Here is a 26,984-nt window from a genome sequence, read left to right on the forward strand (position 1 = left end):
AATCGGCCAGCGGGGCGAGCGGTTCGTCCGATTGTCCGCGAGAATGCCGCCGATGCCGAGGAAGGTGACCGAACCACCCAGTAGCGCGGAGACCCACGAGTCGGACCGGACGTCGACGCCACGAGCAGCGACGTCACCGATCACGACGACCCGGCGCGTGTGGGCCGGCCAACCGGCTCCCCTCGGAGCGACGTACGACGGGTCGGGGACCAACTTCTCGCTCTTCTCGAGCGTCGCCGACGGCGTCGAGCTCTGCCTGATCGACCACATCGAGCGGGCAGCCGACGGCACCGTGACGGCGATCGCCGAAGAACGCATCGCCCTGCGCGAAGTCGACGGTCACTGCTGGCACGCCTACCTTCCGGGCGTCCGTCCCGGACAACGGTACGGCTACCGGGTGCACGGCCCGTGGGAGCCGGCCAAGGGCCAGTGGTGCAACCCCTCCAAGCTGCTCCTCGATCCGTACGCCAAGGCGGTCGACGGCGCCGTCGACTGGGACGAGGCGTGCTTCGCCTACGACTTCGAGTCGCCCGACCAGCCGAACACCACCGACAGCGCGCCCCACGTCCCGCTCGGGCTCGTCGGCGACCCGTTCTTCGACTGGGGCAACGACCGCCCTCCGCACCACGCGATGCACGAGACGATCATCTACGAGGCCCACGTCCGGGGCCTCACGATCACCCATCCGGATGTGCCGCCGGAGCTACGGGGCACGTACTCCGGCGTCGCCCACCCGGCGATCGTCGACCACCTCACCGGTCTCGGCATCACGGCCATCGAACTGATGCCGGTCCACCAGTTCCTCCACGACCACCACCTCATCCAGCGCGGGCTACGCAACTATTGGGGCTACAACTCGATCGGCTATCTCGCGCCGCACAACGGGTACGCCCTCTCGGCCGGCACCCAGATCAGCGAGTTCAAGGCGATGGTGAAGACGCTCCACCAAGCCGGCATCGAAGTGATCATGGACGTCGTGTACAACCACACGGCGGAGGGCAACCACCTCGGCCCGATCCTGTCGATGCGTGGCATCGACAACCAGGCGTATTACCGCACGATGGACGACGAGCCACGCCTCTACCTCGACTTCACCGGCACGGGCAACAGCCTCAACATGCGCAACCCGCACGTGCTGCAGCTCATCATGGACAGCCTGCGGTACTGGGTGACCGAGATGCACGTCGACGGCTTCCGCTTCGACCTGGCGTCCACCCTCGCCCGCGAGCTGTTCGCCGTCGATCGGCTGTCTGCGTTCTTCGACCTCGTCCAGCAGGACCCGGTGGTCTCGGCCGTGAAGCTCATCGCCGAGCCGTGGGACGTGGGCGAAGGCGGCTACCAGGTGGGCAACTTCCCGGCGCTGTGGAGCGAGTGGAACGGCCGCTACCGCGACACCATTCGCGACTTCTGGCGCGGCGAACCGGCCGCCCTCGCCGAGTTCGGCTCCCGGTTCACGGGCAGCTCCGACCTCTACCAGGCCGACACCCGCCGGCCGACGGCGTCGATCAACTTCGTGACCGCCCACGACGGCTTCACCCTCACCGACCTCGTCTCGTACAACGACAAGCACAACGACGCCAACGGCGAGGGCAACCGCGACGGCGAGTCGCACAACCGCTCCTGGAACTGCGGGGTCGAGGGGCCGACCGACGACCCCGACGTGACCGCGCTGCGCAACCGCCAGCGCCGCAACATGATGGCCACGCTGCTGCTCAGCCAGGGCGTGCCGATGATCCTCGGCGGCGACGAGCTCGGCCGTACCCAGGGCGGCAACAACAACGCCTACTGCCAGGACAACGAGGTCTCGTGGTACGACTGGGAGCAAGTCGACCACGACTTCACCGAGTGGTGCCGGACGCTCACCACACTGCGCCGAGCGCACCCCGTGTTTCGCCGGCGCCGATGGTTCCAGGGCCACCCGATCCGCGGGACCGAAGAGGTGCTGTGGCTGCGGCCCGACGGGGCGGCGATGAACGACGACGACTGGGACAACGGCTACGCCAAGTCGGTTGGCGTGCTGCTCAACGGTGAGGCGATCGCGACGCCCGACACCCACGGTGGCCGCGTCGTCGACGAGTCCTTCCTCATCCTGTTCAACGCCAGCGAGATCGACCTGCCGTGGCAGCTGCCCGCCACCCTGTGGCCGCGGCCGTGGGTCATCGAGCTCGACACCGCCGACACCGCCGAGCCCGGCGCCGTCCTCACCGCCGACGCCGTGGTGCCCGTGCCGGAGCGGTCGCTCGTGGTCCTGCGATCGGCGTCGAGCGGGAATCAGGCGTAGAAGTCGTCGGCGCCGTCGCCCGGCTCGTCGACGTCCGTGACGAAGTCGTCGGCCGAGTCCGCGTACGCCACCGCCGTGTCGGCCCCGCCGTCGTCGACCCCGATGTCGATGTCGGCGTCGGCCGAAATCACAGGTGGCGGTGGCGTCTGCGGCTCCGGCACCGGCTCGAACGTGTCCGGATCCCAGTTGCGCGGAATGGGTCGGATGTCAGGCGGGCCGACCGGACCTTGCGGCAACTGCGGTCCCTTCGGCTGCACCGTCAGGCCCATACGAGGGTTGGTCCCATCGATGGCCACCTCGGCGCCGTCGGGTCGCCCATCGTCGTCGGTGTCGCCGTCGTCGTCGAACGTCCCGAGCCAGCGCTCCTCGACGGTCGTTGAGCCCGTCGCCGTCCGAATCGCGCTTGTTCGGATCGGTGCCCAGCACCTCTCGCTCGAACACGTCGGGGATCCCGTCGCCGTCGGAATCTGTCATCCCGTCGTCGAACCTGAATCGCTTCGCCATCGACCGTCCTCCACTGCCGGCCACCGCGGGACCGGACCGTATCCCCAGCGCGTGTCACGTGCGGGCGAATTCGACTGTCAGCTATCGTCCCGCCAGTGACGGACCTCGACGCGCTGCGTGCACGAGCCAACGAGCTGGCGATCGAGAGCTTCTACTGGGACAACGAGGGTCGCCGTCATGACGCCAACCCCGAGGCACTGCAGCGTGTGGTCGATGTCGTCGAGGCCGACTACGCCCGCTCGGAGGGGCGCCGCACCCATCCGATCGTGCTCACCGCTCGGCGACCGCCCACCGGCGTGAGCGGTGCTCCCGAGCGGGTCTACGCCGGCGGGGCATCGGACGCCGAGCTCCTGCTGGCCGACGGCACGGTGGCCGGCCTCGCCGTCAGCGAGGATCACGTCGAGCTGCCCGGCGACCTCCCGTTCGGGAGCCATCGGCTGTCGCTCGCCGGGGTCGGCTTCGAGGAGACCTCCACGGTGGTCGTCGCCCCCGACCGCATGCCGCGGTCGGCCGCCCTCGACGGCGGCACGGCCCTCTTCGCACCCGCGTACGCGCTCTGGGAGAAGGAGCGGCCGCTGCCGAGCTTCGGCCACGTCGCCGACCTGTGCCGGCGGCTGCCATCGCTCGGCGTCGACGCGCTCGTCACCCTGCCCCTGTATGCGGCCTTTCTCGACGAGCCGTTCGACCCCAGTCCGTACGCGCCGGTCAGCCGGCTGCACTGGAACGAGTGCTACCTCGACGACGCCTCGCTCAACGCCCTGCTGCCCGCGCCCGAACCGGCGCCGCCCGTGGGCGAGCTCGTCGACTGGCGCGAGCTGGCGCGCCGGCGACGGCGCCAGCTGCTCACCGCGGCCGCCGGCCTTGCCGCCGGCGGTCCGCTCGCCGCGCGCGTCGAGCAGTGGTCGCTGTCCCACCCGGACGTCGCGGCCTACGCCCGTTTCCGGGCCACCGCCACACCAGACCCGGTGGACGCCGGCCACCCGAGCGAGCTCGTCGAGCTCAGCCACCGCCTGGCCCAGTACCTCGCCCACGAACAGCTCTCGGCCATCGAGGGCGACGGTACGGCGGCCTTCGCCCTCGACCTGCCGATCGGAAGCCACCCGGGCGGCTACGAGACGTGGGCCCATCCCGACCTCTGGGCGCCGGCCATGGCGATCGGCGCCCCGCCCGACGCGCTGTTCGCCGAAGGACAGAACTGGGGCTTTCCGCCGCAGCTCCCCGGCGAGGCCGAGCGGAGCGGGTTCGCCCTGTGGCGCGAGCTGGTGGCCCGCTGCGGCCGCTACGCCTCGATGCTTCGTGTCGATCACGTGCTGGGTGTCCACCGCCTGTGGTGGGTACCCGACGGGATGTCACCGAAGGACGGCGTCTACGTGAAGTACCCCCGCCAAGCGCTGATGTCCGTCATCGCCGCCGAGGCCCAGCTCACCGCCACGACCGTGGTCGGCGAAGACCTCGGCACGGTTCCGCAGGAGATCATCGACCTGCTCGACGAGTGGGAACTGCTCGGGCTGTACGCCGAGCAGCTCCAACTGACCGAGCCACTCGAGGCTGTGCCGGCCCGAACCGTCGCCGGATTGCGCACCCACGACATGCCGGCGTTCGCCGCCCGCTACGCCGATGGCGACCTCGATCCGTACCGGGAACAGCTCGCCGAACGGCTCGGACGTGCTGTTCCCGACACCGCCGAGGGCGTGCTCGAGGCGGCGCTCGAGCGGCTCGCCTCGTCGGCCGCCTACCTGGTCGTCGGCGACGTCGACGATCTGCTCGGCGAGACGCGTCCCCACAACGTGCCCGGCAAGATCCTGCCCGGAACGTGGCGCCGCCGGTTCGCTCAGCCGACCTCGGCCACGCTCGCCGATCCCCGGGTGCGCCACAACCTCGCCCTGCTCACCGATCGGACCCGCCGATGACCGCTCGGGAGCCCGGCCCGCCGGGGGAGATCGACCGGCACCTGTTCAACGAAGGCACGCACCGGTTCGTCCACCACACGCTCGGTGCCCACGCCGACGAGACCGGCGTGTGGTTCTCGGTCTGGGCGCCCGCGGCGCAGCGCGTCGACGTCGTCGGCGACTTCGGCGGTTGGCAGACGCCACACCGGCTCGAACCGGTCGACTCGTCGGGCATCTGGTCCGGTCACGTCGACGGCGCCCACGTCGGGCAGGCCTACCGCTTCGGCATCACCGGCCCCGACGGGCTGCGCACCGAGCGATCGGACCCGGTCGCCGCGGCCAACCACCTCCCTCCGTCCACCGCCTCCATCGTCGCCGATCTCTCGTACGAGTGGCACGACGCCGCATGGATGGGCTCACGGGGCAGCCGCATCGACCCCCGTTCACCGGTGTCGGTCTACGAGGTCCATCTCGGATCGTGGGGCCGGATCGCCGTGCCCAACCGACGCTGGCCGCGCTACGACGAGCTGGCCGAGTCGCTCGCCGACCACGCCGAGGCGCACGGATTCACCCACGTCGAACTGATGCCGATCATGGAGCACCCGTTCTACGGGTCGTGGGGGTATCAGACGACCGGCTACTTCGCGCCGACGTCCCGATACGGCTCTCCCACCGACCTGATGCGGATGATCGACGTCCTGCACCAGCGCGGCATCGGGGTCATCGTGGACTGGGTGCCGTCGCACTTCCCCATCGACGGTCACGCGCTCGCTCGTTTCGACGGCACCCATCTCTACGAGCACGCCGATCCTCGCCAGGGGTTCCATCCCGACTGGACGTCGGCGATCTTCAACTACGGTCGCCCCGAGGTTCGCTCGTTCCTCGTGTCGAGCGCACTGTCCTGGCTCGAGCACTACCACGTCGACGGCATCCGCGTCGACGCCGTGGCGTCGATGCTCTATCTCGACTACTCGCGCGAGCCCGGCGAATGGGTGCCCAACGTGCACGGCGGGCGCGAGAACCTCGAGGCGATCGACTTTCTCCGCCAGCTCAACACGGCGGTGGCCGCCGAGTTCCCGGGCACGGCGACGATCGCCGAGGAGTCGACGGCGTGGCCGCAGGTGACCGGGCCGGTCGAGGCCGGCGGTCTGGGCTTCACCTACAAGTGGGACATGGGCTGGATGCACGACACGTTGCACTACCTCAGCCGTGACCCGGTGCACCGCCGCTTCCATCACGACGAGGTGACGTTCCGCAACGTCTACGCCTTCAGCGAGCGCTACGTGCTCCCGCTGTCGCACGACGAGGTGGTGCACGGCAAGGGCTCTCTGCTCGGCAAGATGCCGGGCGACGAGTGGCAGCGCCGGGCCAATCTGCGCCTGCTGTACGGCACGATGTGGGGTCAGCCGGGCAAGAAGCTGCTGTTCATGGGCGGCGAGCTGGCGGCGCTCTCCGAGTGGGATCACGAGTCGACGCTCGACTGGGACCTCCACGACGCTCCCGGCCACGAGGGCGTGCGTCGCCTCGTCGCCGATCTTAACGCCGTCTACGCGAAGGAACCGGCCCTCCATCGCGGGGACGCCGCGGTCGACGGCGCCGGCGGCATGCAATACGTCATCGGCGACGACGACACCCACAGCGTGTTCGCCTGGCTGCGCATCGATCCGGTCGGTGAGGCCCCCGACGTCCTCGTCGTGGCGAACGCCACACCGACGGTGCACCACGGGTACCGGGTCGGGGTCCCCGTCGCCGGAGCCTGGGCCGAGATCATCAACACCGACTCCGATCTCTACGGCGGAAGCGGCCTCGGCAACCTCGGTGTGGTGCGCTCCGACGGTCAGGCGTGGCACGGCTACGACCAGTCGTTGGTGCTCACGCTCCCCCCGCTCGCCGTGATCTTCCTCCGCGCCCAATAGGGGTCAGCGTCCGGAGTGGGCGCCGCCGTTGACGTGCACCACCTGGGCCGTGATGTGGGCGGCGCCGGGTGAGGCGAGGAAGGCGATGACCGAGGCGACGTCGTCGGGAGTGCCGGCCCGGCCGGTCGCCGTGGCGGCGACGAGGCGCATCCGTCGCTCGTCGGACAGGCGGCCACGGAAGAACTCGGTGTCGACGATCAGGCCCGGCGCGACGAGGTTGACGGTGATGCCGTCACGGCCGACGTCAGCGGCGAGCGACACCGTCCACGACTCGAGCGCGGCCTTGGCGGCGCCGTAGGAGCCGGCCCCCCTCGGCGAGGCGATCGATCCGACGTTGACGATGCGACCACCCGCCCCCATACGCGGACGCAGGGCGGTCGTGGTCAAGACCGCAGTGAGGACGTTGGCGGCCCAGTTGCGGTTCCACACGTCGGCGGTCGCCGTCAGCTCGTCGGCCCCGTCCGGCACGCCGTCGAAATCGGTGTTGCCGCCAGCGTTGTTGACCAGAACGTCGATCTGCTCGGGCAACGCGGCGACGACGGCCGCCACCCCGTCCGGAGTCGCGAGGTCACCGGCGACCGGCGTCGCGGCGATGGCCGCCGCCGTCTCCTGCAACGGGCCGGCGCGCCGGCCGACGATGTACACATCGGCGCCCCCGGCGGCGAACGCCGCAGCCGTCGCCCGACCGATTCCCGTCCCGCCGCCGGTGACGACGACCGTCCGGACGGTCCCGCTCGTCCTGCTCGTCCCGCTCGTCCCGCTCGTCATCGTGTCGTCCGGCGTCGTCATGACAGATACTGTAGTGCTAAAGTATCTGGGTGCCCACCGGTGAGATCGAGCGTGACGACGTCGACGAGATCCAAGCGGCGTGGGCTCGGGAACAACCCGGCGTGCCGGTGGCGTCGATCGGGGTGATCACGCGGATCTGGCGCATCGCCCGCCTACTCGACGACGACCGCCGATCCACGATGCGACGCCTGGGGATGGACGTGCCGACGCGCAACGTGCTGAGCACGCTCCGGCGGGCCGGCGCCCCGTACTCGCTGACCGCATCGGAGCTCGCCCGCCGGGCCGGGGTGACGCCCGCCGCCGTCTCCCAGTGGGTGGCGCGCGCCGAGGCCGACGGGCTGGTGACACGGCGACGCCACACCGTCGGCGACACTCGCCAGGTCGACGTGTCCCTCACCGAGCGCGGCCGCGAGCGCATCGACGGTGTCGTCGCCGAACTGCTCCGCCACGAGGACGACCTGGTGGCCGGACTCGACCCAGACGAGGTCGAGCAACTGTCCGCGTCGTTGCGGACGTTCCTCGCCTCGCTGACGGCCCGCAAGGCGCGATCGTCCTAGTTCGCCGCCGCGGCCTCCGCGGCCTCGTAGCGGGCGCGCGCCGCGGCGATCTCGGCCTGGTGCGTCTCGGTCCACTGCACCAGGCAGTCGGTGATCTCGAGCAGCGTGCACCCGAGATCGGTCAGCTCGTAGTCGACCCGCGGCGGCACGACGGGGTAGACGGTCCGCGAGATGAGACCGTCGCGCTCCAGGTGACGGAGCGTGAGGGTGAGCATGCGCTGGCTGATGCCGTCGATCTCGCGGCGCAGTTCGGAGAAGCGGAGCGTGCGCCGCGCCAGCAACGAGATGACCAGCAGCGACCACTTGTCGGCGATGCGGTCGAGGATCTGGCGCACCTCGCAGTCCTGGCGTTTGTCCCACTGGATCGCGTCACGTTCGAACGCCGCCGCTCGGCGGTCGTCGGCCTCGGTACCGTCGCAGTCACTCGGTTCTCGCGATGTGCCTTCTTCCATCGGCAGCCAGTCTGTCGCACAATGGCCACAGTTACAAGAAGGAACTGACCCCCCGATCGAGAACCGAGAACCCGAGTCGTCATGACGTCGCCGCCCTCCATCACCACCACCACACCGCCGACCACACCGTCCATCACACCGTCCCCGATCCCGTCGCGGTCCCCCGCGCCCTCCCGCCTGCTCACCGGCCACGACCGCACGATCCTGTTCGTGCTGTGCGGCGCGATCTTCCTCGAGGGGATCGACGTGGCGATGCTCAACGTCGCCCTGCCATCGATCCGCGCCGACCTCGACCTGTCGACCGGCATGCTCAGCGCGGTCGTCGCCGCCTACGTGCTGGGCTACGGCGGCTTCATGCTCCTCGGCGGCTCGGCCGCCGACCGGTTCGGGCGGCGCCGGATGTTCGTCGGCTGGCTGGGCGTGTTCGTCGTCTTCTCCGGTCTCGGCGGCCTCGCCACCGACGGATGGATGCTGCTGCTCGCCCGCTTCGTCACCGGCGTGGCGGCGGCGTTCATGACGCCCGCCGGCCTGTCGCTCATCACGACGAACTTCGCCGAGGGACCAGTGCGCAACAAGGCGCTGGTCATCTACGGGGCCACCGGCGCCGCCGGTTTCTCCCTCGGCCTCGTCGCCGGCGGGTTGCTCACCGAGATCAGCTGGCGCTGGGTGTTCTTCGCCCCGGTGATCATCTCGGCGACGCTGCTGGTGCTCGCCATCCGGGTGATCCGCGACGTGCCGACCCCACCGCGCCCCGGCCGCTTCGACCTGCCGGGCGGGGTCACCCTCACCGCCGGCGCCGTCGCCGTCGTCTACGCCATCACGCGGCTCGAACATCCCGGCGACGCACCCGTCCTCACCGCCGCCCTCTTCGTCGCCGGAGCCACGCTGCTCGCCGTCTTCGTCCGCATCCAGCGGCGGACCACGAGTCCACTGCTCCGGCTCGGGCTGCTGCGCACGCCGGCGCTCGCCCGGGCGAACACGACGGCGCTGCTCTACGCCGCGGCGTTCTTCGGGTTCCAGTTCCTGGCCACGATCTACCTCCAGGAGCTGCTCGGTTGGAGCTCCCTGCAGACCGGCCTGGCGATGGTCGTGATGGCGATCGACGGCATCATCGCCCCGACGTTGACCCCGAGGCTCGTGCGCCGATACGGGAACTCGAGGGTGATCCTCAGCGGCACGCTGTTCGCCGCCGTCGGCTACCTCCTGTTCCTCCGGCTCTCGCTCGACTGGACGTACGCGGCGATGTTCCCGACGTTCGTGCTGATCGGCCTCGGCTTCTCGTTCGCCTACGGCCCGCTGGCGATCGCCGCCACCGACGGGGTCAGCGAACACGAACAGGGAGTGGCCGGGGCGCTGCTCAACACCGCCTTCCAGTTCGGCGCCGCCCTCGGGGTGGCTCTCGTCAGCGCGGTCAACGTGCTCCGACTCGACGACGACCCGACGCCCGCGGCCGAGATCGACGCCATCCGTGTGGCCCTCGTCGTGTCGGTCGTCGCCGCCTTCGGCGCCGCTGCGGTCATCGCCACGGGCGTCCGCCGGTCAACGAGGCCGAGCGAGGTACACGAGCGGGCTGACGCCGACGTGCGCCGTGAAGTCCCGCGTGAAGTGTGCCTGGTCGAACCAGCCGAGTGATGCGGCCAGATCGGCCAAGTCGATGCGCTCGCCGGCGCCGTCGGCCTGGTCGATCGCCGCGACCGCATCATGGAGGCGGAAGCGTGCGAGCAACCACTTGGGCCCGACTCCCACGTGGCGGCGCAGGAGTCGCTGCAGCGTCCGCATCGACATGCCGTGCGCAGCGGCGACGTCCTCGGCCCTCGTGAGGGTGCGATCACCCGCCATCGCCGCGACGATCGTCCTCACGCGTTCGAATTCGGGATCGACTGCACCAGGGACTCGGCCGTGCAGCCAGCTCTCGAACGCCGCCGCGCGATCCTCGGGCTCCGCTGCGGTGACCGTCGTCAGCAGCTCGGCCGCACTGGATCGGCCCACCAGCTCCCCGAGCGGGACGACACGATCGGTGAACGCCACGGCGTCGGCTCCGAACACGGCACGGAATCCACCCGGGAGGAAGCGCGCGCCGATCACCCATCCACGTGGCGGAAGGTCGACGTTGAACGTGCGCCGCACGATCCCGTGCACCAGGGCGACGGGCGTGGCGAAGCCGTGGATCGGTCCGTCACCCACCTCGACCGTCACGTGGATCACCGGATGGCCGAGCACGAATCGGCGGGCCGGGCCGCGGACCTCCCACTCCACCGTCCAGTAGCGCTCCACGAACCGCGCCACGTCGACGCCGGGGCGAACGGTCTGCGACTGCGGACGCCCGGTCCCGTCCGGCGAGCGCAGCACGCCTCGACCGATCGTGGCGGACGGGCGCGGCATCTCCGGCGGGAGTGTCGCGTTTGTCCAAGACTCCACTCCCCCGACGCTACGAGGCTGGACGGTGATGGAAACCACCGCTCACCGCCCAGTCGACCGACCCGCCGCCCCGCAGAATCCGCCCGCCGGCTACACGACGATCACGCCGTTCCTGGTCGTCGACGGCGCCGCCCGGGCCATCGAGTTCTACTCGTCGGTGTTCGGTGCCCGCCTGGTGTCACGCAACGACGCTCCCGACGGCACCGTCGCCCACGCCGAGCTCGAGTTCGACCACGGCCGGCTGCAGCTCGCCGATCCCGCCCCGGCCTACAAACTCGTCGCCCCCGACGGCACCGACACCGTCAATCACTCGTACGCCCTCTATTGCGACGACGTCGACGCCGTGTGGCAGGCAGCCGTCGCCGCCGGCGCCACGCCGTTCGAGGAGCCGTCGACGTTCGTGACCGGCGATCGCTTCGGCGCCGTCCTCGACCCGTTCGGTCACCGCTGGGCGATCCTCACGAGGGTCGAGGACATCGACGAGGACGAGGCCGCCCGCCGCGTCGATGCCTGGCTGGCCGAACAGTCGACCGCTGGGTAGTGCCGGGGCACGTACGTCCGGTCAGCGAGCCATCCAGTAGGTGTGGGTGCCGCTGGAGATGCGTTCGGGGAGCCGCACGCGGGCGAGCGGGCCGTCGGCGATCGATCGGACGTCGAACACCAGGCACTCCGAGCGGTCGTTGGCGACGTCGGTGGTGAACGTGACGACGTAGCCGTCGTCCTCGGCGGTGCTCCCCGAACGCGGCGCCATCGGACTCTCGCTGGCGAACTCGCCGGGGGCGAACCGATACTCCTGCGTCGCCCCGGTCTCCACGTCGGTGGCCACGATGCCGTTGAAGAGGAACCAGCCCGGTTCGTTCGTCATCGCGTACACGTGCCGATGACGCCGGCCGAGATGCCGCGGGTTGATCATGCCGAACTCGACCGTGCGGTCGTCGAGGAAGCCCTCGGTGACCGTGCCGGTGCGGAGGTCGAGCCGCCAGCGGTACGGCCGGGTGCCCAGCTCGGCGGCGTCGAGGAAGCGGAACATGCGATCCTCGATCGACGCGTCGGGGGGAGACGAGGGCGCCGGGTTGGTCTGGAAGTAGCCGTCGAGCACGATCTCGTCGCCGTCCTCGTAGGCGTTGATCCAGTGCAGCACGTACGTCGGCGCCGCCTCGAACCAACGAATCTCGTCACCGCCGCCGCGCCGGGGGAGGATGCCGATACGGGTGGGGAGATCGGGGTGGAACCGCACGGCGTGGACGCCGCGGGCGAGGAGGTCGGGGTCCCAGAACATCGGGCAGTCGTTGAGGACGGCATAGTGCTCGGTGAACGCCATGTCGTGCGGCAGGCGGGGGCCGGGCAGCTCGACGGGTGTGTAGTGCCCGAGCGTGCCGTCGGGATCGAGGACCCCGTAGTGGAGGTAGGGCGCCGTCGTCGAGTAGTTGAAGAACAGCAGCTCGCCGGTGTGCTCGTCGACCTTCGGGTGCGCGGACACGCCCTCGGCGGGGAACCCGTCCCAGCGCTGCGGGCCGAGCTGTTCGAGGGTGACCGGGTCGAGGCCGTAGAGGTCACCGCACTGGTAGAAGCTGGTGAGGGCGATGCCCCGATGCACGACCACGTCGGTGGACGAGGCGTCCTTCATGCGGGTGCGGGCGCCCCAACCGTCCGCGCGGATGGAACGGCTCGGCGGTTCGGCGAGCCCGGCCCACAGCGGGCCGCCGGCCGCCAGCTCGGCCTCGAACCCGGCGGTCCGCACGAAGCGGTTCCGGTAGTTGGCCGTGCCGTTGCCGAACTCGACGGCGTGCACCATCCCGTCGCCGTCGAACGGGTGGTAGCGACCGATCGACGGGTGCAACGGGTTCTCGGTGTTCCGGAGATACACGCCGTCGAGGTCGTCGGGAAGCTCACCGACGACCTCGCAATCGGTGACCGACCACTCGGTGAACGTCGGCTGCCAGGCACCCGTCCGGTAGCGATGATCGTCGTCGGCGGGCAACGTCGGTTCGTACCGGGCGACGACTCGCGTGATCGGGGACATGGCCCCTTTCGTAGTTCCTCGCCGCCCGGCTGGCAACACCCGGGCTAGGCCTGGCGGTTGGCTCGGTACCAGTCGATCAGGGCGTTGGTGGAGCTGTCGTGGACGCCGCGTTCGTCCCCGCTGAGCTCGGGTGTGATGCGGTTGGCGAGCTCCTTGCCCAGCTCGACGCCCCACTGGTCGAAGCTGTCGATGCCCCACACGGCGCCCTGGACGAACACGATGTGCTCGTACAGGGCGACGAGGTTGCCGAGCACGAACGGCGTGAGCTGGGGCGCGAGGATCGTCGTGGTGGGACGGTTGCCGGCGAACGAGCGCCACGGCTCGTCGGGCCGGTCGTAGCCGAAGGCCAGGGCCTCGGTCTGGGCGATCAGGTTGGCCACGAGCAGGTCGTGGTGGTTCCGGTGCGGGTGATGGGGATTGGCGAAGCCGATGAAGTCGGCGGGAACGATCTCGGTGCCCTGGTGGAGCAGCTGGTAGAAGGCGTGCTGGCCGTTGGTCCCCGGTTCGCCCCAGACGATGGGCCCCGTGTCGGTGGACACCGGTCGACCGTCGAGCCGAACGGACTTGCCGTTGGACTCCATGTCGAGCTGTTGGAGGTAGGCGGGGAAACGACCGAGCTCCTCCGCGTAGGGCAGGACCGCCTTGGTGGCGAAGCCCAGCACGTTGCGGTTGAGGACGCCGATGAGGCCGAGGACGACCGGCGCGTTCTGCTCGAGCGGGGCCGACACGAAATGTTCGTCGACGGCCCGGAACCCGGCGAGGAACTCGGTGAAGCCGGACGCACCGATCGCCACCATCAGCGACAGGCCGATCGCCGAGTCGACGGAGTAGCGACCGCCGACCCATTCCCAGAAGCCGAACATGTTGGCAGTGTCGATGCCGAACTTGGCCACCTCGGCCTCGTTCGTGCTGACGGCCACGAAGTGGCGGCCGACGGCCTTCTCGCCGAGGGCGGCCACGAGCCATGCCCTGGCCGTGTGGGCGTTGGTGAGCGTCTCGATCGTGGTGAACGTCTTCGACGAGACCACGAACAGGGTGCGGGCCGGGTCGAGGTCGGCCGTCGCCTGGGCGATCGCCGCGCCGTCAACGTTGGACACGAACCGGCACTCGATCTTCGGGTGGCGGAAGGCCTCCAGCGCGCGGTACGCCATGGCCGGTCCGAGGTCGGAGCCACCGATGCCGATGTTGACGACGGTGCGGATGCGCTTGCCCGTGGCCCCGCGCCAGGCACCCGACCTCACCCGCTCGGCGAACTTCCCCATTCGCTCGAGCACCTCGTGGACGTCGGGTTCGACGTTGACGGTGGTGCCGTCGGTCGTCCGCGGGCCCATCACCACGCCGGCGGGCGCCCGCAGCGCCGTGTGCAGCACGGCGCGACGTTCGGTCGCGTTGATCGGGTCCCCGGCGAACATGGCATCCCGGCGCGCCTCCACGCCCGCCGCCCGGGCGACGGCGAACAGGGCGTCGAGGGTGGCGTCGTCGACCCGCTGCTTCGAATAGTCGATGCGCAGGTCACCCGCCGTGACCACGTAGCGGTCGGCCCGGCCCGGGTCGTCGTGGAAGAGCGAGCGAAGATTGAGGTCTCGGGCGTGCCCGTCGACGAGGGCGGCCCACTCCTGCGTGCTGGCGATGTCGATCACATCCATCGGGTGCGACCGTAGCGCCGCGTTGGTTGGCTTGCGCTGGCGTCCCCCGGGGAACGAGAACAGCCGACCGCCCGCAGGCTCGGCCTTCGATCAGCGGCAGTGCCGGATGGTGGCGTACGCGCCCGGGCCGAGATAGTTGACCGCCGCGACGCGCATCCGCAGGCATTGCTCCGGAGAGGGAATGATTTTCGATTGAGTGGCCCGAGCGTCGGTGAGTTCCGCGATCACCCACGACGAGCCGTCCCAATACTCGACCGTGTACCCGAGGATGTCGAGGCCGCCGTCTTCCCATGGCTCGTTCCAAGCGATGATGAAGTTGAAGATGTTTCCGCTGCCGTAGTAGCCGTTACCCCACGTATTCCTCGGCACGCTCGGGGTTTCGAAGTAGCACGAGTCGTAGATCGTCGAGAACTGGCCACGACCGACGGCGTTGACGGCGGCGACGCGCATGTCGACGCATCCGTAGCCGGGAACGCCGATCCAGAGCGATGTGGACGTTGAGACGCCGTCGGGATATGTCCACCAGCCATCTGTCGAGTCGTACACCTGGACGACGTAGTCGTACGTGGGGTACCCGCCAAGGAACTCCGGAGCCGACCAGGTGAGATTGAGCCCTTCGTACGAGGCGTCGATGTCGAACCCGCGCGGAGCGGACGGCACGCGAGGCGTGAATGGCGCCGAGTGCGCGATGTTGCTGCCCGGGCCGGTGCCGACGGCGTTGCGGGCGTAGACCCGGAACCAGTAGCGGGTCCCGTTGGTGAGCCCGGTGACGGTGAACGATCGGCCCGTCGACGCCCCGTCGCTGATCGTCACCCAACCCGACGTGCCGTTGGGGGAACGCTGGATGACATAGTCGGAGATCGGCGAGCCGCCGTTCGACGACGGCGCCGTCCACGACAGCCGGATCTGGCCGGAGACGTACGTCGGTACCGCACTCAAGGCGGTCGGCGCCGTCGTGATCGTGCGCGCGGCCCCGGCGGCGACGTTGGACGCCGGGCCCGGGCCGACGGCGTTCGTGCTGATCACGCGGAACCAGTACCGCGTGCCATTGGCGAGGCCGGTCACCGTGTAGGCGTTGGCCACCGACACCCCGTCGTTGATCGTGGTCCAGCCCGACGTGCCGTTGGGCGATCGCTGGATCACGTAGTCCGTCACGGCCGAGCCGCCGTTCGACGCATGGGGCGACCATGTCAGCCGGACCTCGCCCGACCGGTTCGTCGGTGCCGCCACCAATGAGCGTGGCGCCGTCGGCGTCGTACGAGCGACCTGGTGGACGACGTTGCTCGCCGGCCCCGTGCCGACGCCGTTCCTCGCGAACACCCGGAACCAGTAGCGCGTCCCGTTGGTGAGGCCCGTCACGGTGTACGACCGCGCCGTCGAGACGCCGTCGTTGATCGTGACCCAACCCGTCGTGCCGTTCGGCGAACGCTGGATCGCATAGTCCGTGATGGGCGTGCCGCCAGTGGAGGCCGGGAGGGACCACCACAACCGCACCGACCGATCGCCGGACGACGCCACCAGCCCCAACGGCGCCGACGACGGTGTCAAGGCCGCGACCATCAACGCCGGCACCGCCAGGGCCGGCGAGGCCAACGGCACCGTCGACGAGACGGCCGGTGCCGTCGAGGCCGTTGCGACCGTGGTGGGCGGAGACGCCGGTTCCGTCGCGGGCGGGGCCGGTTGAGGCTCCGTCGAGCCGACCGACTCCGGCGCCGAGGACTCCGGCGCCGAGGAATCAGGCGCCGAGGAATCAGGCGCCGAGGAACCAGGCGCCGAGGAATCATGGACCGACGGCTCGGGCACGGAATCGCCCGGCTCCGAGGCCACCGAACTGGTTGGCACCGACGAGTCCACCGGATCATCGGCCACTGGGATGCGAGCCTCGTCCACCACATGCGCAGACGTCGCTCGGGACGACGGCCCGAGCGCCGAACCGGTTCCGATCAGCCCGATCACGAGCGATCCGACGAGTGCCGCGCGTCCACCAACCGTGCGAGACCTCATTCCACACCCCTTCCATCACGGACAGCTCGACCGCCGCCACTCGTGTTCCGCCTGCCCGGCAATCGCCACGCCGGCCGGAAACCTACACGCTCCAGAATCCGAATCTGAACGGGACGGATCGCCACCGTCGGAAAAGGCGCGTCCGGGACGATGAGGTGTCATGGAACTCGACGACATCAAGCAGGAGGCGGCTCGCCTGTCGCCGCTCGCTCACCTGGCCACGGTCGGCGCCGACGGCGCGCCCGACGTCAGTCCGATCCACCCGGCCTGGGAGGGCGACACCCTGTGGATCATGAGCTACACCAACTCGGTGAAGGTGAAGAACCTCGCCGCCAACCCGGCCGTGGCCCTGCACTGGCAGGTGAGCGAGGCCGGCGACGGGGTGGCCATGTGGGGCACGGGCAAGACGTTCGACGACCTCGAGACGAAGCAACGCCTCTGGAAGGGCGTGTTCGACTATGACCTCGATCTGTTCGCCCCGGGCGGTCCGACCACCGACGGCGTCGGGTTCATCGGGATCGAGCCCGAGCGGGCCCTCGTGCTGAAGCAGTACGGCCTCGCCGGCCGCGAGACCTGGCACCGCTGACTGTCACTCAGGCCGGGAAGGCCCGCTCGACGATCGCCGCGGCGTCGACGCCGTCGGGAAGGGTGCCGAACATCGCCCCGCCGGTCCGGGCCAGCCGAGATCCGCAGAAGGCATCGGCGACCTCGGCAGTCGAGTGGCGCAGCAAGAGCGATCCCTGGAGCGCGAGAGCAAGCCGTTCGGCGAGGCGGCGCGCGCCACGTTGGGCCTCGTCACCGGCCAGGGCCGGCAGCCCGGCGAGCTCGGCGTGCAGGTCGGCGACGAACCGGTCGAAGCGCGTGTCGGCGCCGGCCGCCAGCTCGATCTCGGCGAGCACGGCCGCCAGCGAGTCCGGCTCGCGAGCGACGGCGCGCATCACGTCGAGGGCGATGACGTTGCCGCTGCCCTCCCAGATGCCGTTCAGCGGACTCTCGCGGAACAGCCGCGCCATCGGGCCCTCCTCGACATAGCCGTTGCCGCCGAAGCACTCCAGCGCCTCGGCGGCGAACATCGGCGTCCGCTTGCAGCACCAATACTTGGCCACGGCCGTCGCCAGACGGGACATCGTCTCGTCTCCCGCGTCGTACGCCGCCGCCAGCCGCAGCATCGTCACCGTGGCGGCCTCGCTCTCGATGGCCAGGTCGGCGAGCACCTGATGCATCAATGGCTGATCGGCGAGCCGGCGACCGAACGCCGAGCGATGGCGCGTGTGGTGGATCGCCTGGATGAGGCCGGCGCGCATCTGCCCGGTCACACCGATGACGCAGTCGAGCCGGGTGTGGTTGACCATGCGGATGATCGTCGACACCCCGGCGCCGTCGCCGCCGAGTCGCCGGCCCCAGGCGCCCTCGAGCTCGATCTCGCTCGACGCGTTGGAGCGATTGCCGAGCTTGTCCTTCAGCCGCTCGACGCGGATGGCGTTGCGCGTGCCGTCCGGCAACCAGCGGGGCACGGCGAAGCAGGTCAGCCCGGCGTCGGTCTGCGCCAACATGAGGAACAGGTCGCTCATCGGCGCCGAGCAGAACCACTTGTGACCGGTCAGGGCGTAGCCGTCGCCGGCGGGCACGGCGCGGGTCGTGTTGGCCCGAACGTCGCTGCCGCCCTGCTTCTCGGTCATCGCCATACCGGCGAGCGCGCCGCCCTTCTCGCTCGCCGGCCGGTCATCGCCGTCGTACACCCGCGACGTCAGCCGGGGCTCCCACTCCGCGGCGAGGTCGGCGTCGGCACGCAGGGCCGGCACGATCGAGTAGGTCATCGAGACCGGGCAGCCGTGGCCGGCCTCCACCTGGGTCCACACGGCGAAGCGGGCCGCCCGCACCACGTGGGCGCCCGGCCGCCCGTCGGCCCACGGGGCGGCATGCAGGCCACCGCGCACGGCCTCGCCGATCAGCCGGTGATACGCCGGGTGATACTCGACCTGGTCGATCCGGTGGCCGAAACGGTCGTAGCGGTGCAGCTCGGGATGATGTTCGTTGGCCAGTTCGCCGGCTCGGATCCACTCGTGGTCGCCCGCCCGCCGACCGAGTTCGGCCAGCTCCTCGAGTCCCCACGCGCCGCCGTACCGTGCGACGCCGTCGATCAGCGCCACGTCGGTGGACGCTGCGTCGTGCCCCTCGAGCGGCACCGCCTGGTTGAGAACTTCATGCGTCGTGACCACGGCCCCACGCTAGGCGTGGCATCGTTGGGCCATGTCTGCCACCGCGTCGGCGAACGACGCCGAGCCGTTCGATGCGATCGTGATCGGGGCCGGCCAGGCCGGTCCCGGGGTCGCCACCCACCTGGTCGGACAGGGCAAGCGAGTCGCCCTCGTCGAGATGGACAAGGTCGGCGGCACGTGCCTCAACCGCGGCTGCCGCCCGACGAAGGCGTTGCGGGCGTCGGCACGCGTCGCCCACCTCGCCCGCACCGCAGCGCGCCACGGCGTCCACGCCGGGCCGGTCACCGTGGACTTCGCCGCCGTGATGGCGCGGAAGGACGTGCTGATCGACGGCTGGCAGCACGGCTATGCCGACTCCCTCGAGCACACCGACGGCCTCGACATGATCTACGGCACGGCGAGATTCGTGGGCACCGACGACGCCGGCGATGGTCGGCTCCGCCACGTCGTGGCCGTCGGTGATCGCAGCCTCGTCGCGCCGCACGTGTTCGTCAACGTCGGCACGCGGTCCACCGTGCCGGCCATCCTCGGACTCGATCCCGCGCTCGGCGACGTCGTGCCGTGGCTCGACAACGATCGCGTGCTCCATCTCGACTCGCTCCCCGAGCACCTGGTGATCCTCGGGGGCAGCTACATCGGTCTGGAGCTGGGCCAGCTGTTCGCCCGCCTCGGGAGCGCCGTCACCATCGTCGAGCGGGGTGAACGCATCGCATCGCGGGAGGACTCGGAGATCAGCGATGCGATCGCCCGGTTCCTGACCGACGAAGGCATCGACATCCGCACGGGTGCGGCGGTGGAACGGGTGTCGGTCACCGACGGCGTGATCCGCGTCGACATCTCCGCCGACCCGTCGACCCCGTCCCGAACCGGCGGCGAACACATCGCCGGGACCCACCTGCTCGTCGCCATCGGGCGCACGCCCAACACCGACACCCTCGACCTGGACGCCGTCGGCGTCGAGACCGACGGTCGTGGCTTCGTCCCGACCGACGGGGTGTTCCGCACCAACGTCGAGGGGATCTGGGCGCTCGGCGACATCAACGGACGCGGCGCGTTCACCCACACCAGCTATCAGGACTACGAGATCCTCGTCGACCACCTCGACGGCGGCTCACGGAGCGTCGACTCGCGGATTCCCACCTACGCGATGTTCACCGACCCGCCGCTCGGCCGCGTCGGGATGTCCGACCGCGAGGCCCGACGATCGGGACGCAACGTCCTCAAGGCGACATACCCGATGTCGGACGTCACCCGGGCGAAGCTCGACGGCGAGACGGCCGGCCTTGTCAACCTCCTCGTCGACGCCGATACGGAGCGCCTCCTCGGGGCCTCGGTGCTCGGGCTGAGCGGTGACGAGATCGTCCAGATCGTCAGCGCCCTCATGCACGCCGACGCCAGCTGTCACGTCCTCAAGGACATGCTCCCGATCCACCCCACCGTCGCCGAGTTCTTCCCGACGATCCTCGGCGCCCTCGAGCCGCTCACCCCGGACGAGGGCGCCGCCGCCGGCTGATCACGCCGGATCGACGGAGACGTACATCTCGGTCAACGCGACCGGGCCGAACTGCGTGACGAGGGCGACGTCGGCGGCGTCACGGCCGTAGGCGACGGCGACGCGGTTGCCCTTGGCGGACGGCTGGGTGGCGTCGAACGTGTACCAGCGGTCGCCGACGAACGCCTCGAACCAGGCGTGGGCGTCCATCGGCACCAACTCGTGGAGATAGCCGACCACCATGCGGGCCGGGATCTGCAGCGCCCGGCACAGGGCGATGCCGAGGTGGGCGAAGTCGCGGCACACCCCGGCGCGGCTCTCGATGGTGTCGAGCGCCGACGTCGTCGACGAGCTCGTCCCGTACTCGTAGCGGATCGTGGAGGCGATCCAGGCCCGGATCGCCTCCACCTGCGGGTAGCCGGGGAGGGCGCCGGCGGTGACCGTCGAGGCCAGGTCGTACAGCGTGTCCGACGGGCAGTAGCGGCTCGGCAGGCAGTATTCCAGCACCCAGTCGGGGATCGTCTCGAACTCCGACCGTGGGGCGGTGGGGTCGACGTCGATCTCGTCACCGACGTCCACCGTCGCCGCCGCCGCCACCGTGGTGCGGCCGGTGGGCAGCGTCAGTCGGTGACAGAGGTTGCCGAACGAATCGTGGTACGACCGAACGTGGGTCGCCGGATCGACCACGAGCTGCTCGGTCACCACGTTCTGAGCCTCGCCCGACTGGGGGGACACCATGAGCACGATTCCCGTCGGCCACGGCGCCTCGAACGTCAGTCGACAGCCGACATCGAGCCTCATCCGCGGTTGCCGATCCCGGCCGCGGCGTCGGTGAACACGACGGTACGCGTGGCGCGCAGCCGGGCGATCGGTGGAGCTGGCCCGTCGGCCGGGTCGAGCCACGACGCGAGGGCGGCGGCCTTGCCCGCACCCCGGGTGAGCACGACCCGCCCGGTTGCCGCGTTGACCACCCCTGGAGTCAGGGTCATGCGCACGTGCCCCTGGTAGGCCTGGGACAGGGCCACCGGTTCGGTCCGGTCGATCACCGGATCGCCGGGGGGCCACGAGGCGGTGTGGCCGTCATCGCCGAGGCCCAGGTGCACCACGTCGAACCGCTCCGGCAGCGTGCGGGCGTAGCGCTTGGCAGCCTTCACGAGGTCGGGGTCGGTGACCGGCATCAGACGATGGCGACCGGGGAAGCCGGCCAGCTGGTTGGCGTTGCGACTGTCATCACCGTCGGGTGCGACCCGCTCGTCCACCTGCCACACACCCACCTTCGGCCAGGGCACGTCGAGGGCGGCCAGGATCGCCAGCATCGGCGGCGCACTCGACCCCCCGGAGACCGCCAGCGTGGCCGAGCCCCGGCGCCGGATCGCCGCGTTGAGGCGCCGGGCGATCGACTGCGCGCACTCCGCATCGGGGTCATCGACCACCCTGACGACCGGACCGGAGCTCACGGCACCGAATGTACGGCCTGGGCGGCGCGCTCGCACGGGAAGAGATCGGCCTGGCGCGGTGTTGCACCATCGCGTGACCGACACGCTCACCTCCTCCGAGTCCCCCGTCGCCGATCTGCCCGGCGGGCCGTACGACATCGAATTCTTCTTCGATCCCGGTTGCCCGTTCGCGTGGCAGACCTCCGTGTGGATCCGCCGCGTCGCCGAACTGCGCGACGTCAAGGTCGGCTGGCGGTTCATCTCGTTGAAGTTCATCAACGAGGCGAACAACCCCCCGCCAGCCATGTCCGAGGCCCAGCAGCGCGGGCTGCGCTACCACCGCATCTGCGCCGCCGCCCGTGAGCGCCTCGGCAACGATGCCGTCGGCGCGCTGTACAAGGCGTTCGGCGACCGCTACTGGTACAAGGAGATCCCCGGCGACTTCGGCGAGAAGTTCGCCGCCGCGACGGCCAACGTCGAGCCCGGCGCGATCCTCGCCGAGCTCGGCCTCCCCGCCGATCTCCTGGCCGAAGCCGACAACGAGTCCTGGGACCCTCTCATCCGCGCCGAGAGCGACGAGGCCTTCCGCCGCACCGGCCCCGATGTCGGCACGCCGATCATCAGCTACTTCGAAGCCGACGGGACGCTGGGCAACTCGCTGTTCGGACCGGTGATCAGCGACGTGCCCGCCGACGACGAGACCACCGTGGCGTTGTACGACGCCCTGCGCGTGTTCGTCGACTACCCCGGCTTCGCCGAGCTCAAGCGCACCAAGCGCCCCCCGCTCGACCTGCCGCTCTTCTCCTAGGGCACGCCTCCGCCACGAATTGTGCCGGTGGCGCCGCCGCCGATCGGTACGGTCGTGGGCGATGACGCCCCTCACCACGGTCATCGAGCAGGCGAGGCGCCAGGCGTTCGTCGGACGCCGGTTCGAGCTGGCGCGGTTCGACGAACTGCTCGCCGGCACAAGCAGCTGGCGGGTGATGTACGTGTACGGTCCGGGCGGCATCGGCAAGACCGCGTTGCTCGCCGAGTTCGGGGCCCGCGCCACTGCTGCGGGACGGACCACGGTCGCCGTCGATCTGCGCGACGTCGAGTGTTCCCCGGACGGGCTCCGGGCGTCGTACGACTGGGCCGCCACGCGAGCCGGAGGCGACCCCGAGGTCGTGCTCCTCGACGGGTACGAGCACTTCGCCGCCAACGACGCCTGGGTGCGCGACCAGTTCCTCCCCGGGTTGGTCGGCGACCCGATCGTCGTGCTCAGCGGTCAGGCCTCGCCGCGCGACCCGTGGGTCACCGATGCCGGATGGCGACAGGTCGTCAGCGTCCACCCGCTCGCCGCTCTCGACCTCGCCGACAGCCGCGAGCTCGTCCTCAAGGCGGCGACTCCCGCCGAGCACGTCGACGCGCTGACCGACCTCGGCTGCGGTCATCCCCTCACGCTCGCCCTCCTGGCCGAAGCGACGAAGACGGCCGGCGCCCCGCCCGGCGACCTCGCCGACGTCCCGGACCTCGTCGCCACGCTGGCGACCCGGGTGATCGGCTCGGTCCCGAGCGCCGCCCATGCCACCGGACTGGCCGTCTGTGCCCATGCCTGGCTGACGACCGAGGACCTGCTGCGCCGGATCGTCGGCGACGACGCCCCGAGCGTCTGGGCGTGGCTGGAGTCGCGCCCGTTCGTGGCGCGGGCACCTCACGGACTCCACCCCCACGCACTCGTCCGCGATGCCCTCGAGGCCGACCTGATCCGACGGTCGCCGGAGACCTACCGTCGGGTCCACCGGGCGGTGCACGGCCATGTCGCATCGGGTCTGCGCCGCGCCGACGGCTTCGACCGGCAGCTGCTGCTCGACCAGAACTTGTGGTTGCACCGTCACAGTCCACTGTCGGCGCTCTACCTGATGATGCGGGATCACGGCCCGACCACCCTGGTGCCGGGCGAGGAGACCGACCACCCGGCGGTACTCGCCATCATCGAGCAGTCCGACACGACCGCCGAGGTCGCGCGGGCCGCCCGCTGGTTGGCGGAGAAGCCCGAGAACCTGCGCGTGGTCCGGGTCGACGGAGAGGTTGCCGCCTTCGCCTACAACGTCCTGTGGCCGGCCGACGCCGAGCTCTGCGATGCCGACCCGGTCGCCAGGGAGATCCTCGAGTTCGCCGCGGCCACGTCGCCGGCTCGACCGGGCGAGGAGATCTGGCTCGGCCGGTTCGTCGGCGGCCGCGACGGCTACCAGCGCGATCCGCTCGCGGTCGTCGCCGCGGCGACGACGGCGACCGTCGACTGGGTCACCAGGCCCCTGGCGTGGGCGTTCGTGTCGGCCGTCGATGCCGAGTTCTGGGGACCGGCGATGGACTACATCGCGTTCACGCATCACCTCGACATCGGCCAACCGGTCCCGAGCCACGTGGTGTACGGCAACGACTGGCGGCGATTGTCGGTGGAGAGCTGGCAGGACGTGCTCGGCGAGCGCGAGCTGACCGGCGAGTCGGGGCCGGCCCCGGCGGCGATGCTGCGGCCCCCACCGCTCGCCCGGAGCGCGTTCGACGACGCGGTACGCGCCGCCCTACGGGACCTGCGCCGTCCCGATCGGCTCCGGGGCAACCTGCTGATGGGGTCGGCGCTCGCCGGCGGCGGCGACACAGCGAACGGCGGCGATGCCGAGCGCCTGGGCGCGGTCCTGACCGCGGCGATCGATGGGCTCGCGCACGAGCCCCGCGGCGAACGTCTCGTCAGGGTCCTCGACCGGACGTTCCGGCACGCCGTGCCGTCACAGGAAGCGGCGGCCGAGCTGCTCGGGTTGCCGTTCTCCACGTACCGCCGCCACCTGGGCCGGGCGATCGAGCGCCTCACCGACGTGCTCTGGGAGATCGAGACCGGGCAGCGGCGCGGCGACGAGCCGGCGACCTGGAACTGAGCAGCAACCGGCCTGGAAAGTGAGCAGTCCCCGGCCCGATCGTCGGGTCCATGACTGCCACTCCCAACGTGCACGGGCTGCGCGCCGCGCGCCGCATCGCCATCTCGGCGACCGTGCTGACCCTCGCCATCACGGGACCGCCGACGGCGATCGCGCAAGCCGCCACCGTTGCGCCGGGGCAGCCTCCCACCGCCGAGCGCGGCCCGATCACGGCGATCACGCCGGCGCGCTATTGGGACACCCGCGCCGGGACAGCGCCGACGGTCGACGGTCGGCTGCAGGACACCGGCCGGGTCGCCGCCGGAGGCCGGGTCGCCGTGCCGGTGGCCGGACGTGGCGATGTGCCGGCCGACGCCGTCGCAGCCATCGTCAACGTCACCGTCATCGACCCTGCGTCGACCGGCACCGCCGTGGTCTACCCCTGCGGTCGCCGCCCGCCTCCGGTGCCGCTGCTCACCGTCGCCACCGGCGACACCCGCTCGAACTCGGCGGTCGTCGCCCTCGGAGACGGCGGGGAGCTGTGCGTGCGCACCGACAACGACGCCGATGTCGCCCTCGACGTGACCGGGTACATCGTCGCCGGCTCCGCCGTCGGCGTGTTCGACGCCACCCGCATCCTCGACACCGCCGACCGGCTCCCCGCCACGTCGTTCGCGGCACGAGCGCCGGGCGCGCCGCGAATCGCCGCGGGGCAGATCGTCGAGATCGCGGTCGCCGGCCGTGGCCGCGTGCCCGCTGACGCGCGCGGAGTGTTCGTCAACGTCACCGCCTCGTCCGACGCCGCCGGCTCGGTCAGCGTCGTTCCGTGCGGCTCGCCGCCCGCCCTCCCGACCGTCGACGTCGCGGCGGGCGAGGTCGTGTCCAGCAGCACGGTCGTCGCCCTGACGCCCACCGGCACGATCTGTGTGTCGGCGACCGTGGACGCCGACCTCGCCGTCGACGTGCTCGGCGCCATCTCCGGTGACGTGTCCGGCCTCCTCCGCATCGCACCGCCGTCGACGATCACCGAGGGAACGACGCTCGGCGCCGGTGAGACGGTCGAGATCGACGTGGCCGGCCCCTCCGGAGGCCCGGCCACGGCGACCGCAGCGTTCGTGACGCTGCGCATCGACTCCGTCGACGGACCGGGCGACGTCACGATGTTCCCGTGCGGTGCCGCACCGGGGCCCCCGACCGTCACGCTCGGTTCGAGCACCGGCGCTCGCACGACCACCGTCTTGACGCCGCTGTCGCCTCGCGGCAGTCTCTGCCTGGTCGCGTCGACCGGCGTCGACGTCGCACTCGGACTGGCGAGTGCGGTCGCCAACCCCCCGCCGGCGACGACGAGCGACCCCGACGTCTCCGTCGGCCCGGCCCCGACGACTGGGCCGACCACGACGCCCGGTCCGACCACGACGCCCGGTCCGACCACGACGCCCGGTTCGACCACGACACCGGGCCCGTCGGAGAGTCCACTACCCGACGTCGCATCGCCGACAGCGCCGTCGACCGCCCCGGCAACCCGGCCACCGGACACGATTGCCGTGCCGTTGCCCACCACCGCACCCGCCACGACCACACCCGCCACGACCACACCAGGCGGTTCGGGCTGCTCCCGCTTCGACGCCGCGACAACGCCGATCAGCATCACCGGCTTCGTGCTCTATCCCGACGGCGTGCCGCCGAACCGGTCGCGCTTCTTCGACGGGCATCACTCTGCGCTGGCCACCTTGCGCAACCATGCGACGAACCCCGGGGGCATCTCCGCCGAGGCGTCGGTGAACGAGGCCGGCTTCTTCCTCCTCAACGCGAGCATCGCCTCGGAGCCCGAGTGCCCACGGAACTACACGATCGAGATCGACATCGAGCTTCCCTCGGGCCTCCAGATGTACGGCGAGCTCGACGTGACCGGACTGATGATCCCCTTGACACCCGGCGCCGACACGGTCGACGCCGACATCACGTCGACACCGATCCAGGTCGAGATCACCGACCGCCCGACGACCACCACCACCGTCGCACCGACCACCACCAGCGGCCCGCCGACGAGTCAGGCCCCGACCAGCGTCGACCCCGCCGACAACAGCGGCGAGCACGACACCGACGAACCCCGTCCCGACGAGCCCCGACCCGACCAACCCCCGACCGCGGCCCCACCGACGACCACCCCATCAACGACCACCGTCCCTCCCACGACCTCGGCCCCGCCCAGCGAGTCACCAACGAGCGAGCCACCAACCAGCGAGACGCCAACCAGCGAGGTGCCAACCGATGGAGACCGGTAGCAGGACGACCAAGGCGCCGGCGCCGAAGGGGGAGGTTTCGGAGGGGGATTCCCCCTCCGATTGCGGCGACCAGCGGAGCTTGCTGGGTGTTCATAATGGTGGTTGCCGGCCGGTCGGCCTGATCGGTCGGGTAGGCCATCGTCACTGGCGTTGCCATGGCTCTGGAGCTTGGTGTCGCG

The 26,984-nt window shown here is 70.7% G+C and carries 23 protein-coding genes; 12 read left to right on the forward strand and 11 right to left on the reverse strand.

Annotated features, from left to right (window positions below; genetic code table 11):
* The first annotated feature begins 52 nt into the window (after positions 1 to 52).
* The gene (gene glgX, locus DN771_RS26265; protein WP_117000560.1) at positions 53 to 2,281 is read left to right on the forward strand and encodes a glycogen debranching protein GlgX; all 2,229 of its coding nucleotides are present in this window, start codon (positions 53 to 55) and stop codon (positions 2,279 to 2,281) included.
* On the opposite strand, the gene DN771_RS26270 is transcribed toward glgX, so the two are convergent.
* Together DN771_RS26270 and DN771_RS30940 are read right to left on the reverse strand one after the other, a co-directional pair.
* Positions 2,272 to 2,517: a hypothetical protein gene (locus tag DN771_RS26270; protein WP_162942436.1), complete on the reverse strand. Its 246-nt coding sequence runs from the start codon at positions 2,515 to 2,517 to the stop codon at positions 2,272 to 2,274. The two genes, glgX and DN771_RS26270, sit on opposite strands and share 10 nt — an antisense overlap.
* On the reverse strand, positions 2,489 to 2,785 hold the full coding sequence (locus tag DN771_RS30940) for a hypothetical protein (protein ID WP_420810942.1): 297 nt from the start codon (positions 2,783 to 2,785) through the stop codon (positions 2,489 to 2,491). Before DN771_RS30940 ends, DN771_RS26270 begins: the two co-directional genes overlap by 29 nt.
* A gap of 95 nt (positions 2,786 to 2,880) precedes the next feature.
* On the opposite strand from DN771_RS30940, the gene DN771_RS26280 reads away from it, so the two are divergent.
* A complete protein-coding gene (locus DN771_RS26280; RefSeq protein WP_117000539.1) occupies positions 2,881 to 4,695 on the forward strand; it encodes a 4-alpha-glucanotransferase in 1,815 nt (604 codons plus the stop codon).
* Positions 4,692 to 6,590 carry a 1,4-alpha-glucan branching protein GlgB gene (glgB, locus tag DN771_RS26285; protein ID WP_117000540.1) on the forward strand — a complete coding sequence of 633 codons (1,899 nt, stop codon included), beginning with the start codon at positions 4,692 to 4,694 and terminating at the stop codon, positions 6,588 to 6,590. Before DN771_RS26280 ends, glgB begins: the two co-directional genes overlap by 4 nt.
* 3 nt (positions 6,591 to 6,593) lie before the next feature.
* On the opposite strand, the gene DN771_RS26290 is transcribed toward glgB, so the two are convergent.
* On the reverse strand, positions 6,594 to 7,379 hold the full coding sequence (locus DN771_RS26290; RefSeq protein ID WP_205528785.1) for an SDR family NAD(P)-dependent oxidoreductase: 786 nt from the start codon (positions 7,377 to 7,379) through the stop codon (positions 6,594 to 6,596).
* Positions 7,380 to 7,408: 29 nt separating this feature from the next.
* Between DN771_RS26290 and DN771_RS26295 the strand changes: the two genes are divergently transcribed.
* Positions 7,409 to 7,936 (forward strand): MarR family winged helix-turn-helix transcriptional regulator, encoded by a 528-nt coding sequence (locus tag DN771_RS26295; RefSeq protein ID WP_205528786.1) that lies wholly within the window; start codon positions 7,409 to 7,411, stop codon positions 7,934 to 7,936.
* On the opposite strand, the gene DN771_RS26300 is transcribed toward DN771_RS26295, so the two are convergent.
* Complete coding sequence (locus tag DN771_RS26300; RefSeq protein ID WP_117000542.1) at positions 7,933 to 8,388, reverse strand: winged helix-turn-helix transcriptional regulator; 456 nt, start codon at positions 8,386 to 8,388, stop codon at positions 7,933 to 7,935. The two genes, DN771_RS26295 and DN771_RS26300, sit on opposite strands and share 4 nt — an antisense overlap.
* Positions 8,389 to 8,469: 81 nt before the next feature.
* Between DN771_RS26300 and DN771_RS26305 the strand changes: the two genes are divergently transcribed.
* A complete protein-coding gene (locus tag DN771_RS26305) occupies positions 8,470 to 10,020 on the forward strand; it encodes an MFS transporter (RefSeq protein ID WP_117000543.1) in 1,551 nt (516 codons plus the stop codon).
* Here the strand turns inward: DN771_RS26305 and DN771_RS26310 are convergent.
* Positions 9,928 to 10,770 carry a helix-turn-helix domain-containing protein gene (locus tag DN771_RS26310; RefSeq protein ID WP_117000544.1) on the reverse strand — a complete coding sequence of 281 codons (843 nt, stop codon included), beginning with the start codon at positions 10,768 to 10,770 and terminating at the stop codon, positions 9,928 to 9,930. The genes DN771_RS26305 and DN771_RS26310 overlap by 93 nt on opposite strands.
* Positions 10,771 to 10,834: 64 nt before the next feature.
* Here DN771_RS26310 and DN771_RS26315 point away from each other — a divergent pair, with 64 nt between their 5' ends.
* A complete protein-coding gene (locus DN771_RS26315) occupies positions 10,835 to 11,347 on the forward strand; it encodes a VOC family protein (RefSeq protein WP_117000545.1) in 513 nt (170 codons plus the stop codon).
* Positions 11,348 to 11,368: 21 nt separating this feature from the next.
* Here DN771_RS26315 and DN771_RS26320 read toward each other — a convergent pair whose 3' ends face one another.
* The 3 genes from DN771_RS26320 to DN771_RS26330 all read right to left on the reverse strand — a co-directional run bounded on the left by DN771_RS26320 (position 11,369) and on the right by DN771_RS26330 (position 16,035).
* Positions 11,369 to 12,829, reverse strand: a complete 1,461-nt coding sequence (locus tag DN771_RS26320) for a carotenoid oxygenase family protein (RefSeq protein WP_117000546.1) — start codon at positions 12,827 to 12,829, stop codon at positions 11,369 to 11,371.
* A 44-nt stretch (positions 12,830 to 12,873) separates the two neighbouring features.
* Positions 12,874 to 14,475, reverse strand: coding sequence for a glucose-6-phosphate isomerase (pgi, locus tag DN771_RS26325; protein WP_117000547.1), 1,602 nt, complete (start codon positions 14,473 to 14,475; stop codon positions 12,874 to 12,876).
* Positions 14,476 to 14,565: 90 nt separating this feature from the next.
* The gene (locus tag DN771_RS26330; RefSeq protein ID WP_227462491.1) at positions 14,566 to 16,035 is read right to left on the reverse strand and encodes a fibronectin type III domain-containing protein; all 1,470 of its coding nucleotides are present in this window, start codon (positions 16,033 to 16,035) and stop codon (positions 14,566 to 14,568) included.
* Between DN771_RS26330 and DN771_RS30585 the strand changes: the two genes are divergently transcribed.
* Complete coding sequence (locus tag DN771_RS30585; RefSeq protein ID WP_227462492.1) at positions 15,923 to 16,159, forward strand: hypothetical protein; 237 nt, start codon at positions 15,923 to 15,925, stop codon at positions 16,157 to 16,159. The genes DN771_RS26330 and DN771_RS30585 overlap by 113 nt on opposite strands.
* A 480-nt stretch (positions 16,160 to 16,639) precedes the next feature.
* Positions 16,640 to 17,065 (forward strand): pyridoxamine 5'-phosphate oxidase family protein, encoded by a 426-nt coding sequence (locus DN771_RS26335; protein WP_117000549.1) that lies wholly within the window; start codon positions 16,640 to 16,642, stop codon positions 17,063 to 17,065.
* 7 nt (positions 17,066 to 17,072) lie between these two features.
* Here DN771_RS26335 and DN771_RS26340 read toward each other — a convergent pair whose 3' ends face one another.
* Positions 17,073 to 18,698 carry an acyl-CoA dehydrogenase family protein gene (locus tag DN771_RS26340; RefSeq protein ID WP_117000550.1) on the reverse strand — a complete coding sequence of 542 codons (1,626 nt, stop codon included), beginning with the start codon at positions 18,696 to 18,698 and terminating at the stop codon, positions 17,073 to 17,075.
* A 31-nt stretch (positions 18,699 to 18,729) separates the two neighbouring features.
* On the opposite strand from DN771_RS26340, the gene DN771_RS26345 reads away from it, so the two are divergent.
* Positions 18,730 to 20,211 (forward strand): mercuric reductase, encoded by a 1,482-nt coding sequence (locus DN771_RS26345; protein ID WP_117000551.1) that lies wholly within the window; start codon positions 18,730 to 18,732, stop codon positions 20,209 to 20,211.
* On the opposite strand, the gene DN771_RS26350 is transcribed toward DN771_RS26345, so the two are convergent.
* On the reverse strand, positions 20,212 to 20,991 hold the full coding sequence (locus DN771_RS26350; protein ID WP_117000552.1) for a transglutaminase domain-containing protein: 780 nt from the start codon (positions 20,989 to 20,991) through the stop codon (positions 20,212 to 20,214).
* Entirely contained in the window at positions 20,988 to 21,647 is a 660-nt protein-coding gene (locus DN771_RS26355) for a 6-phosphogluconolactonase (protein WP_162942438.1), read from the reverse strand. The genes DN771_RS26350 and DN771_RS26355 overlap by 4 nt, the downstream gene beginning before the upstream one ends.
* Before the next feature lie 73 nt (positions 21,648 to 21,720).
* On the opposite strand from DN771_RS26355, the gene DN771_RS26360 reads away from it, so the two are divergent.
* The 3 genes from DN771_RS26360 (at position 21,721) to DN771_RS30590 (ending at position 26,805) form a co-directional block, all read left to right on the forward strand.
* Positions 21,721 to 22,434: a mycothiol-dependent nitroreductase Rv2466c family protein gene (locus DN771_RS26360; RefSeq protein WP_162942439.1), complete on the forward strand. Its 714-nt coding sequence runs from the start codon at positions 21,721 to 21,723 to the stop codon at positions 22,432 to 22,434.
* A gap of 61 nt (positions 22,435 to 22,495) precedes the next feature.
* On the forward strand, positions 22,496 to 24,541 hold the full coding sequence (locus DN771_RS26365) for an ATP-binding protein (RefSeq protein ID WP_117000555.1): 2,046 nt from the start codon (positions 22,496 to 22,498) through the stop codon (positions 24,539 to 24,541).
* 50 nt (positions 24,542 to 24,591) lie between these two features.
* Positions 24,592 to 26,805, forward strand: coding sequence for a hypothetical protein (locus DN771_RS30590; protein WP_240394229.1), 2,214 nt, complete (start codon positions 24,592 to 24,594; stop codon positions 26,803 to 26,805).
* Positions 26,806 to 26,984: the final 179 nt, after the last annotated feature.

The sequence above is a fragment of the Desertimonas flava genome, from assembly GCF_003426815.1.
Classification (GTDB): Bacteria; Actinomycetota; Acidimicrobiia; order Acidimicrobiales; family Ilumatobacteraceae; genus Desertimonas; species Desertimonas flava.

What these genes read in the sequence shown, in the direction of transcription:
- DN771_RS26320 (WP_117000546.1), bottom strand. Translation starts at nt 12,829, where the DNA reads ATGTCCCCGATCACGCGAGTCGTCGCCCGGTACGAACCGACGTTGCCC.
- DN771_RS26345 (WP_117000551.1), top strand. Translation starts at nt 18,730, where the DNA reads ATGTCTGCCACCGCGTCGGCGAACGACGCCGAGCCGTTCGATGCGATC.
- DN771_RS26290 (WP_205528785.1), bottom strand. Translation starts at nt 7,379, where the DNA reads ATGACGACGCCGGACGACACGATGACGAGCGGGACGAGCGGGACGAGC.
- DN771_RS26310 (WP_117000544.1), bottom strand. Translation starts at nt 10,770, where the DNA reads ATGCCGCGCCCGTCCGCCACGATCGGTCGAGGCGTGCTGCGCTCGCCG.
- DN771_RS26335 (WP_117000549.1), top strand. Translation starts at nt 16,640, where the DNA reads ATGGAACTCGACGACATCAAGCAGGAGGCGGCTCGCCTGTCGCCGCTC.
- DN771_RS30940 (WP_420810942.1), bottom strand. Translation starts at nt 2,785, where the DNA reads ATGGCGAAGCGATTCAGGTTCGACGACGGGATGACAGATTCCGACGGC.
- DN771_RS30590 (WP_240394229.1), top strand. Translation starts at nt 24,592, where the DNA reads ATGACTGCCACTCCCAACGTGCACGGGCTGCGCGCCGCGCGCCGCATC.
- DN771_RS26330 (WP_227462491.1), bottom strand. Translation starts at nt 16,035, where the DNA reads ATGGTCGCGGCCTTGACACCGTCGTCGGCGCCGTTGGGGCTGGTGGCG.
- DN771_RS30585 (WP_227462492.1), top strand. Translation starts at nt 15,923, where the DNA reads ATGGGCGTGCCGCCAGTGGAGGCCGGGAGGGACCACCACAACCGCACC.
- DN771_RS26315 (WP_117000545.1), top strand. Translation starts at nt 10,835, where the DNA reads ATGGAAACCACCGCTCACCGCCCAGTCGACCGACCCGCCGCCCCGCAG.
- glgX (WP_117000560.1), top strand. Translation starts at nt 53, where the DNA reads ATGCCGAGGAAGGTGACCGAACCACCCAGTAGCGCGGAGACCCACGAG.
- DN771_RS26300 (WP_117000542.1), bottom strand. Translation starts at nt 8,388, where the DNA reads ATGGAAGAAGGCACATCGCGAGAACCGAGTGACTGCGACGGTACCGAG.
- DN771_RS26305 (WP_117000543.1), top strand. Translation starts at nt 8,470, where the DNA reads ATGACGTCGCCGCCCTCCATCACCACCACCACACCGCCGACCACACCG.
- DN771_RS26365 (WP_117000555.1), top strand. Translation starts at nt 22,496, where the DNA reads ATGACGCCCCTCACCACGGTCATCGAGCAGGCGAGGCGCCAGGCGTTC.
- glgB (WP_117000540.1), top strand. Translation starts at nt 4,692, where the DNA reads ATGACCGCTCGGGAGCCCGGCCCGCCGGGGGAGATCGACCGGCACCTG.
- DN771_RS26350 (WP_117000552.1), bottom strand. Translation starts at nt 20,991, where the DNA reads ATGAGGCTCGATGTCGGCTGTCGACTGACGTTCGAGGCGCCGTGGCCG.
- pgi (WP_117000547.1), bottom strand. Translation starts at nt 14,475, where the DNA reads ATGGATGTGATCGACATCGCCAGCACGCAGGAGTGGGCCGCCCTCGTC.